The organism is Streptomyces amakusaensis (genome assembly GCF_039532665.1).
Classification (GTDB): Bacteria; Actinomycetota; Actinomycetes; order Streptomycetales; family Streptomycetaceae; genus Streptomyces; species Streptomyces amakusaensis.
In genome coordinates, this window is sequence record NZ_BAAASB010000051.1 from 1 (window position 1) to 10,481 (window position 10,481).

Genomic DNA, 10,481 nt, shown 5'->3' on the forward strand with positions numbered 1-10,481 from the left:
GGGACTGTGCGATGTCGAGGGTGTCGGTTTCGGTTCCGGCGATGACGAGGGAGTCGGGTCCGTTGATGGCGGCGATCCCGACGGTTGCTTCCCGTCCCGCGAGGAGGGGGAGGACGGCTTCTTCGGTTGTCTGGACGGCGATCATGGCTCCGCCGGTCGGCAGGTTTTGCATGAGTCGTCCGCGTGCTGATACGAGGGTGCAGGCGTCTTCGAGGGAGAGCACTCCGGCGATGTGTGCGGCGGTGATTTCGCCGATGGAGTGTCCGGTGAGGGCCTCGGGCTTTACTCCCCAGGTTTCGATGAGGCGGTAGAGGGCGACTTCGAGGGCGAACAGTGCGGGCTGGGTGTTCCCGGTCTCGTCCAGCCCCTCACCCGAGGGGATGATCTCCCGAAGGCCCTCGTCCAGGTGTGCGAGGACTTCGTCGTAGGCCGCTGCGAAGGCGGGGTAGGTCTCGTAGAGTTCCTGGCCCATGCCGGCTCGTTGTGAGCCCTGGCCGGTGAACATGACGGCGACCCGTCCGGCCCCTGCCGTGCCTTCCACGGTCTGGTCGCCGATGATCACGGCCCGGTGCTCGAACAGCGACCGCGAGGAGACCAGCGACGCCCCGATGTCCACCGGGCGCGCGTCCGTGCCGGCGGCGTACTCCCGAAGCCGCGCCAACTGGTCCCGCAGAGCCTCGGGCGTTCGGCCGGACACGATCCACGGCACCACCGCCGGAACCACACCCTCGACGGAGACTTCCTCCACCTCCGGTGCCTGCTCCAGCACCACATGCGCATTCGTCCCGCTCACGCCGAACGACGACACCGCGGCCCGCCTCGGGCGTCCGGTCTCCGGCCAGTCCCGGGCCTCGGTCAGCAGCTCGACCTCACCGGCCGACCAGTCGATCATCGGGGAGGGGTCGCTGACGTGCAGGGTCTTGGGTACGACCCCGTGCTGCATCGCCATGACCATTTTGATGATCCCGGCGGCACCTGCCGCGTGCTGCGTGTGGCCGATGTTGGACTTCACGGACCCGAGGAGAAGGGGCCGGTCTTCCGGCCGTTCCTGTCCGTAGGTGGCGAGCAGGGCTTCGGCCTCGATCGGGTCGCCCAGGCGGGTGCCCGTGCCGTGGGCCTCGACCACGTCGACGTCGGCGGGGTTCAGACGAGCACCGGCGAGCGCCTGACGGATGACGCGCTGCTGGGAGGGGCCGTTGGGTGCCATGAGGCCGTTGGACGCGCCGTCCTGGTTGACGGCCGTGCCGCGTACGACGGCCAGCACTCGGTGGCCGTTGCGCCGGGCGTCGGAGAGACGCTCGACCAGCAGCATGCCCACACCCTCCGCCCACCCGGTACCGTCCGCGTCGGCGGAGAACGCCTTGCAGCGGCCGTCGGGGGCCAGCCCGCGCTGGCGGCTGAACTCCACGAACAGCGTGGGCGTCGACATCAGCAGGGCACCGCCGGCCACGGCCAGATCGCATTCGCCCGAGCGCAGGGCCTGCGCGGCGAGGTGCAGGGCGACCAGCGACGACGAGCACGCCGTGTCGAGGGTGATCGCGGGACCGGTGAGTCCGAGGTGGTACGAGATACGCCCTGAGGCGATGCTGTTGGCGCTGCCGGTCAGCAACTGGCCTTCGAACTGCGGGGCCTGGGCGAGCACACCGCCGTGGTCCTGTCCGCTGACGCCGACGAAGACGCCGGTCTGGCTGCCGCGCAGTGACAGAGGGTCGATACCGGCCCGCTCGACACTCTCCCAGACGGTCTCCAGCAGGAGCCGCTGCTGGGGGTCCATGCCCAGGGCCTCGCGCGGCGAGATCCCGAAGAGCGCCGGGTCGAAGAGGTCGACGCCCCGGACGAAGCCGCCCTCGCGGGCATAGCTCTTGCCCTTGGCCTCCGGGTCCGGGTCGTAGATGCCCTCGGTGTCCCAGCCCCGGTCGTCGGGGAAGCCCGTGATGGCGTCCACGCCGTCGGTGACGAGCCGCCACAGATCCTCGGGCGAGCCGACACCGCCGGGCAGACGGCAGGCCATGCCGACGATCACGACCGGATCGTCGTCCGCCGACGCGGCCGTGTTCCTCGGTACGGCCGTGGCCGCTGAGGTCGAGGCGCTGCCGCCGAGTTCGGCGAGCAGGTGCCGCGCGATGGCCGAAGGTGTCGGGTAGTCGAAGATCAGAGCCGCCGGAAGGCGCAGACCGGTGGCCGCGTTGAGCTGGTTGCGGAGTTCGACGGCGGTGAGGGAGTCGAAGCCGAGCTCCTTGAAGGCGCGGTCCCGGTCGATCGCCGAGCGGTCGCTGTGGCCGAGGACGGCGGCGACATGACCGCGTACGAGATCCAGGAGGACGCGTTCACGTTCGGTGTCGGTCAGGGCGGCGAGCTGCTGGGCCAGCGTGGACGACCCCTCAGTACCGCCGCCTGCCGCCGCTGTGCCGCGCCGGGGAGCCACGCGTACCAGACCGCGCAGCAGAGCGGGCAGTCCGCTGCCCAGAGAACGCAGGGTGGTGAGATCCAGCCGGGTGGGCAGGGCCCAGGTGAGCCCTTCGCCGATGACGGTGTCGAAGAGCGCCAGCCCGTCTTCCTCGGTCAGCGGCAGCATGCCGGCGCGCGCGATGCGCGTGACGTCGTTCTGCGACAGATTCTCGGTGATGCCCCCCTCCTGCGCCCACAGACCCCAGGCGATGGAAGTCCCGGCGAGTCCGGAGGCCCGGCGGCTGCGGGCGAGCGCGTCGAGGAAGGCATTGGCAGCGGCGTAATTGGCCTGCCCCGGGCCGCCGAGGGCGGCGGCCGACGACGAGTAGAGGACGAAGGCGGACAGATCGCGGTCGGCGGTGAGCCGGTGCAGATTCCAGGCCGCGTCGACCTTGGGCCGCAGGACGCGGTCCAGCTGCTCGCCGGTCATCGAGGCCACGATGCTGTCGTCCAGTACGCCTGCGGTGTGTACGACGGCGGTCAGCGGATGGGCGTCGGGGACGCCCGCGAGCAGCTCGGCGAGCGCGTCGTGGTCGGCGACGTCGCACGCGGCGATGGTGACGTCCGCGCCGAGTTCGGTGAGTCGGGCACTGAGGTCGGTCGCGCCGGGTGCCTGGGGGCCTCGTCGGCTGACGAGGAGGAGGTGCCGTACACCGTGCTCGGTGACGAGGTGGTCCGCGAGGAGTGCGCCGAGACCGCCCGTGCCACCGGTGATCAGAACCGTTCCATCAGGTCCGAAGGCGGGCCTGCCGGTGCCCGATTCCCCGGTTCGTACGGTCATACGGGCGAGCCTGGGGGCGTACGCGTCGGCACCGCGCAGCGCAAGCTCCGGCTCCCCGGTGGCGAGAGCGCCGACGAGCGCCGGAACCGACACCTCGTCCTCGTCCTCGTCGTCCAGGTCGAGCAGGACGAAGCGGTCCGGGTTCTCGGTCTGTGCCGTACGGACCAGGCCGCGCAGACCGGAGAGTACGAGACCGTCCCCTCCGGCAGGGTCGCTGCCCGTCCCTGTCCGCGTCCTGGTGTCGACCTCGCCACGGGTGACGAAGACGAGCTTGGAGTCGGCCAGACGGTCGTCTGCCAGCCAGCCCTGAACCAGCTCCAGGGCACGCAGCGTGGCGGTACGCATCCGGGAAGCCGGATCGCCGTCCGTGTCCGCCGGGTCCTGTTCCACACCGAAGGGGGCCAGGAGGACGGACGGAACGCTGCCGCCCGCGTCGAGACCGGCCTGAAGAGCGGCCCAGTCGGCGTACGGGCGACCTGCGGCCGCGGGCAGCGGAGACAGGTCGGACAGGCCGCTCCCGCTCTCCAGTACCGCCCAGGCGGTGGCCGGGTCGCTGTTCTCACCATCGGGCGGCGTGAGCACCGTGGTCCAGTCCACCTGGAAGAGCGCGTCACCGCGAGAGCTGCCGGCAGTACGCAGCGCATCGGCCGAAATGGCCCGCGACAGCAGCGAGTCGACGGTGACCACGGGCGCACCTGTGCCGTCGGCGGCGATGAGCGAGAGGGTGTCCGGGCCGTTCAGTGTCAGGCGTACACGCAGATTCGAGGCACCGGTACTGTGCACGGTCACGCCCGACCAGGAGAACGGCAGCCCGCCCTGCCGTTTGTCGTCGACGACCCCGCGCAGGAGCGGGTGGAGCGCCGCGTCGAGCAGCGCCGGGTGCAGCGCGAAGAGCGCCGCTTCGGTGTGCTCGCCCTCCGGCAGGGAGACCTCGGCGTACACCTCGCCGTCGAGCTGCCACACCTTGCGCAGCCCCTGGAAGGCGGGGCCGTAGCCGTGCCCCTGCTCCACAAGCCGTTCGTACGTGCCCTCGATGTCCACCTCGACGGCCCCGGCCGGCGGCCAGACCACCAGGCCTTCGGCTGTCCGGCCCGCGCCGGTCACGAGGGTGCCGGTGGCGTGCTGGGTCCACGGCCGGTCGTCGCCGTCGGGGCGGGAGAAGACGCTGAACTCACGACGCCCGGACCCGTCCGCCGCGTCGACGGCGAGCTGTAGGCGTACGGCACCGCGCTCGGGGAGTACGAGGGGGGCGGCGAGGGTGAGTTCTTCGATGGTGTCGCAGCCGACGCGGTCACCGGCCTGGACGGCCAGCTCGACGAAAGCCGTGCCCGGCAGCAGGACCGTGTCGAGGATGGCGTGGTCGGCGAGCCAGGGGTGTGTCTGGAGCGACAGCCGCGCGGTCAGGACGAGACCGTCGCCGTCGGCCAGTTCCACTGCGGCACCGAGCAGCGGATGCCCGGCGGCGGACAGGCCGGCGGAGGTGACGTCGCCGATGCCCTGGGTGGGAAGGAGCCAGTAGCGCTCGTGTTGGAAGGCGTAGGTGGGGAGGTTGACGGGGTGGGTTCTGGTGTTTTGGTAGTAGGTGGTCCAGTCGATGGTGGTGCCGTTGACGTGGAGGTGGGCGAGGGCGGTGATGAGCTGCTGGGGTTCGGGTCGGTCTCTGCGCAGGGCGGAGGCGGCCGGGATGTCCTCGACCATTGTGGAGAGGGTGGCGTCGGGTCCGAGTTCGAGGAGGTTGTCGATGCCCTGTTCCGTCAGGGTGTGGATGGCGTCGGTGAAGCGGACGGGTCGGCGGACGTGTTCGACCCAGTAGTCCGCAGTGCAGATTTCATCGGCTGTTACGGGTTTGCCGGTGACGGTGGAGACGATGGGGATCTGGGGGGTGTGGAAGGTGAGTCCCGAGACGACGTCCCGGAAGTCGTTGAGGATGGGTTCCATGAGGGGTGAGTGGAAGGCGTGGCTGACGGGGAGCCGCTTGAACTTCACTCCGAGGGACTGTGCGATGTCGAGGGTGTCGGTTTCGGTTCCGGCGATGACGAGGGAGTCGGGTCCGTTGATCGCGGCGATCCCGACGCTCGACTCACGCCCTGCGAGGAGGGGGAGTACGGCTTCTTCGGTTGTCTGGACGGCGATCATGGCCCCGCCGGTGGGGAGTGCCTGCATCAGCCGTCCGCGTGCCGATACGAGGGTGCAGGCGTCCTTCAGGGACAGCATTCCGGAGACGTGTGCGGCGGTGATTTCGCCGATGGAGTGTCCGGTGAGGGCATCCGGTGTGATGCCCCAGGTTTGGATGAGTCGGTAGAGGGCGACTTCGAGGGCGAACAGCGCGGGCTGGGTGTTCCCGGTCTCGTCCAGCCCCTCACCCGAGACGACGATCTCCCGAAGGCCCTCGTCGAGGTGTGCGAGGACTTCGTCGTAGGCCGCTGCGAAGGCGGGGTAGGTGTCGTACAGTTCCTGGCCCATGCCGGCCCGTTGCGATCCCTGGCCGGTGAACATGACGGCGACCCGGCCGTTTCCGGCGGTGCCTTCGACGGTCTGGTCGCCGATGATCACGGCCCGGTGTTCGAACAGCGACCGCGTGGAGACCAGGGACGCGCCGATGTCGACCGGGCGTGCGTCGGAGTCGTCGGCGAAGGCGCGCAGGCGCTCGATCTGGTCCCGGAGGGCTTCGGGCGTTCGGCCGGACACGATCCACGGCACTACCGCCGGAACCGTACCCTCGGCCGACGGCTCTTCCGTCTCCGGTGCCTGCTCCAGCACCACATGCGCGTTCGTCCCGCTGATCCCGAAGGAGGAGACGGCGGCCCTGCGGGCGCGGCCGGTCTCCGGCCAGTCCCGGGCCTCGGTCAGCAGCTCGACCTCACCGGCCGACCAGTCGACTTCGGGGGAGCGCTGCTCAGCGTGGAGGGTCTTGGGCAGTACGCCGTGGTGCATCGCCTGGACCATCTTGATGATGCCCGCGACACCGGCGGCGGCCTGCGTGTGGCCGATGTTCGACTTCACCGATCCCAGCAGCAGCGGCCCCTGGTCGCCGCGTTCCTGTCCGTAGGTGGCGAGCAGGGCTTCGGCCTCGATCGGGTCGCCGAGGCGGGTGCCCGTGCCATGGGCCTCGACCACGTCGACATCGGCAGGGGTGAGGCGTGCGTTGAGCAGGGCGTGGCGGATGACGCGGCGCTGGGAGGGGCCGTTGGGGGCGGTGAGGCCGTTGGACGCGCCGTCCTGGTTGACGGCGGTGCCGCGTACGACGGCGAGGATGTTGTGGCCGTTGCGCCGGGCGTCGGAGAGGCGCTCGACCAGCAGCATGCCCACCCCCTCCGCCCAGCCGACGCCGTCCGCGTCGGCGGAGAAGGACTTGGAGCGGCCGTCGGGGGCCAAGCCGCGCTGGCGGCTGAACTCCACGAAGGTGCCGGGTGTCGACATGACCGTCACGCCGCCGGCGAGGGCCATGGAGCATTCGCCCGAGCGCAGGGCCTGCGCGGCGAGGTGCAGGGCGACCAGCGAGGACGAGCACGCCGTGTCGACCGTGACGGCCGGACCCGTCAGACCGAGGTTGTACGCGACGCGGCCGGAGGCGACGCTGCCCGCGCTGCCCGTGAGGATATGGCCCTCGTGGCCGTCGGGGATGTCGCGGAGCCGCAGCCCGTAGTCGCCGTACATGACCCCGGTGAAGACACCGACCGCGGACTCCTTGACCGCGACGGGGTCGATGCCGGCTCGCTCGAAGGTCTCCCAGGCGATCTCCAGCAGCAGTCGCTGCTGCGCGTCGACGCCCAGCGCCTCGCGCGGGCTCATGTCGAAGAAGGCGGGGTCGAATGCGTCCGCGTCGTGGAGGAAGCCGCCTTCGCGGGTGTAGCTCTTGCCCTTGGCCTCCGGGTCCGGGTCGTAGAGGTCCTCGGCCCAGCCGCGCCGGGTGGGGAACGGGGTGATGGCGTCCGTTCCGTCGGCGACGAGCCGCCACAGATCCTCGGGGGAGCCGACACCGCCGGGGTAGCGGCAGGCCATTCCCACGATCGCGATCGGTTCCTGGTTCTTCTCTTCGAGCTCCTGCAGCCGGCTGCGGGTCTGCACGAGGTCGGCAGTCACCTTTTTGAATACACCGAGGAGTTTTTCATCGTTCGACATACGACGTTCCCAACCCATCCTGGTCAGCAAGTTATCGATTACTTCGCCGTGCTGGCATCGCCGTGCTAGTCGACGGTGATTCCGAATTCCTTGCCGACGAATTCATACATTTCCTCGATCGATGCCGATTCCAGCTCCTCGGCCATGCCGGCGGCTTCCGCTTCGCCCGTGGCCCGGCCCGCGGTGTCCCACGCGGACATCAGCGCCTGGAGTCTGACCGTGGTCTGACCCCGGACGATGTCGTCCAGGCCGATCCCGGTGAGGGCCGCTTCAAGGGCTTCGATCCGTTCAAGGACGAGCCGTTCGGGAGAGACACCGGAGTCGACGAGTTCCGTCCGCAGATGATCGGCCAGCGCCTGCGGGGTCGGATAGTCGAAAATGAGGGTCGCGGCCAGACGCAGTCCGGTCTCGGCGTTGAGCCGGTTGCGCAGTTCGACGGCGGTCAGTGAATCGAACCCGGTCTCCTTGAAAGCCCGCTCCGGGTCCACCATGTCCTGACTGGAATGGCCCAGCACGGTGGCCACCTGAGCGCACACCAGCTCTCGCAACAGGGTGCTCTGCTCGGCCTCCGGAAGGGCGGCCAGCCGATGGGTGAGGGCCGACTGACCCTGCGAGTCCCCGCCGCCGCTCGCGCTCGCCGTTCCTCTGCGCGGGGCGAGGCGCACCAGCCCGCGGAGCACCGCCGGCAGGGCGCTGCCCTGGGCCCGCAGTGCCTTGGCGTCGAGCCGGATGGGGAGCATCCAGGCGGCCCTGTCGCTGTTCTCCCCGGAGAGCGCGGTGGTGAAGAGGGACAGGCCGTCGTCCGCCGCGATGGGCAGAAGTCCGGCGCGGATCATTCGCTGGAGATCCGCCTCGCCCAGATGGCCGGTGATGCCGCCGGCTTCGGCCCACAGGCCCCAGGACAGCGCGGTGGCGGGCAGGCCCGCAGCGTGCCGGTGTACGGCGAGCGCGTCCAGGAAGGCGTTGGCGGCAGCGTAATTGCCCTGCCCCGGAGCTCCGAAGACGGCCGCCGCCGAGGAGAAGAGCACGAACGCCGTGAGCGGCAGATCCTGGGTGACCTGGTGCAGATTCCACGCGCCGTCGACCTTGGGACGCAGTACGCCGTCCACGCGTTCGGGAGTGAGTGAGCCGATGACACCGTCGTCGGCGACACCCGCCGTGTGAATCACACCGGTCAGGGGATGGTCCTTCGGGATCGAGGCGATGAGGGCCTCAAGGGCGGGCCGGTCGGCGGCATCGCAGGCCGCGACGCGTACGTCGTCGGCACCCAGCGCGGTCAGTTCTGCGGCGAGTTCCCCGGCTCCGGGGGCGGCCGGGCCGCTACGGCTGGTCAGCAGCAGGCGTCGTACGCCGTACTCGGCGACGAGGTGACGCGCGAGCAGCGCGCCGAGCGCACCAGTCGCTCCGGTGACCAGGACCGTGCCGTCGCCTCCGAACACCGGTTTCCGGTTCTCCGGATCGGGCGCGGCGGCCACCGTCATACGGGCGAGCCTCGGGGCGTACACATCACCATCGCGTAGGGCGAGCCGGTGCTCGGCGGTCGCCCGGGCGACCGGCACGGCGGCGCTGATCGCCTGCCGCCGCCGTGCTTCCCCACGGTCCTGGTCGGTCTCCTGATCACTGTCCTGGAGATCGATGAGGACGATCCGTCCCGGGTTCTCGGTCTGCGCAGAGCGCAGCAGACCCCAGGCGGACGACAGAGCGAGATCCCCGCCCTCGGCACCCCGGGCGGTGACGACGAGCGTCGAGTCCTCCAGACGGGCGTCCGCGAGCCACGACTGCGCCAGCTCCAGCACACGGTACGTCGCCTCGCGCACGGCTCCGGGTACGTCGTCGCCCCTGCCCGGTGCCAGTTCCGTGAAGGCCACGGAAGGGACGGCCGCACCGTCGTCCACGGCCGCGAGCAGCGACATGACGTCCTCGTATCGCTCCGCCTTCCCGCCCGGCGCTCCTGCCGGGAACGAGTCCTCGTAGGCCTGGCCGAGCACCACCCAGCCTTCTGCGGACCCGCTGGTGCTGCCGCTGCCGACGGCGGGCCCGGCGGGAAGCTTCGTCCAGTCGAGCTGGAACAGCGCGTCGTGATGGACCGTACGGGCGGAGTTGAGCGCATCGACGGCCACGGTCCGCCACAACAGCGAGTCCGCCTCGGCGACGGGCTTGCCCGCCGCGTCCGCCAACACCACCGACACTGTGTCCTGGCCGGTCGACAAGAACCGTACGCGCAGCTCGGCGGCTCCCGTGGCGTACACGGTCACACCGCCCCAGGAGAACGGCAGGGCCGGCTCGGACGCGTCCTCCAGAGCCTTGAGCATCACAGCGTGCAGCGTCGCGTCGAGCAGCGCCGGATGCAGCGTGAACCGGTCGGCGTCCGCCTGCTGTTCCTCGGTGAGGACGACCTCGGCGTACACCTCGTCGTCCCGCCGCCAGGCGCGCCGTAGGCACTGGAAGGACGGACCGTAGCCATAGCCCTGTTCCAGGAGCCGGTCGTAGGCACCCTCGACATCCACCTCGACGGCCCCGGCCGGCGGCCAGGTCGTGAGGTCGACGGGCACGGGCGCGACGGCCGCCGTCAGTACGCCGGACGCATGCTGGATCCACGGCTCATCGGTTCCCTCGCCGCCCTCGGGCCGCGCATGGACGGCGAGTGCGCGGCGACCTGAATCGTCCGCCGAACCCACGGTGATCTGAAGCTGTACGGCACCGTGCTCGGGGAGTACGAGGGGCGCTGCGAGGGTGAGTTCCTCGATGCGGTCGCAGCCGGTGCGGTCGCCGGCCTGGGTGGCGAGTTCGACGAAGGCGGTGCCGGGGAGGAGAACAGTGCCTGCCACGGCGTGGTCCGCGAGCCAGGGGTGTGTCTGGAGGGACAAGCGGCCGGTCAGGACCAGCCCATCGCCGTCTGCCAGCTCGATCGCCGCGCCCAGCAGTGGATGCCCGGCCGACGACAGCCCGGCGGACACGACGTCCGCGGTGTCGGCCACGGGGACGAGCCAGTAGTGCTCACGCTGGAAGGCGTAGGTGGGGAGCTGGATGGGGTGGGTTCTGGTGTTTTGGTAGTAGGTGGTCCAGTCGATGGTGGTGCCGTTGACGTGGAGGTGGGCGAGGGCGGTGATGAGTTGTTGTGCTTCGGGTC

At 70.3% G+C, this 10,481-nt stretch carries 2 protein-coding genes; both read right to left on the reverse strand.

Annotated elements, in window-relative coordinates; genetic code table 11:
• Positions 1-7,312: type I polyketide synthase (locus ABD371_RS35485; protein ID WP_425575843.1), on the reverse strand; the 7,312-nt coding region annotated here is incomplete at its 3' end.
• A gap of 104 nt (positions 7,313-7,416) precedes the next feature.
• The coding region (locus ABD371_RS35490) for a type I polyketide synthase (protein WP_344486823.1) at positions 7,417-10,481 on the reverse strand (3,065 nt) is incomplete at its 5' end.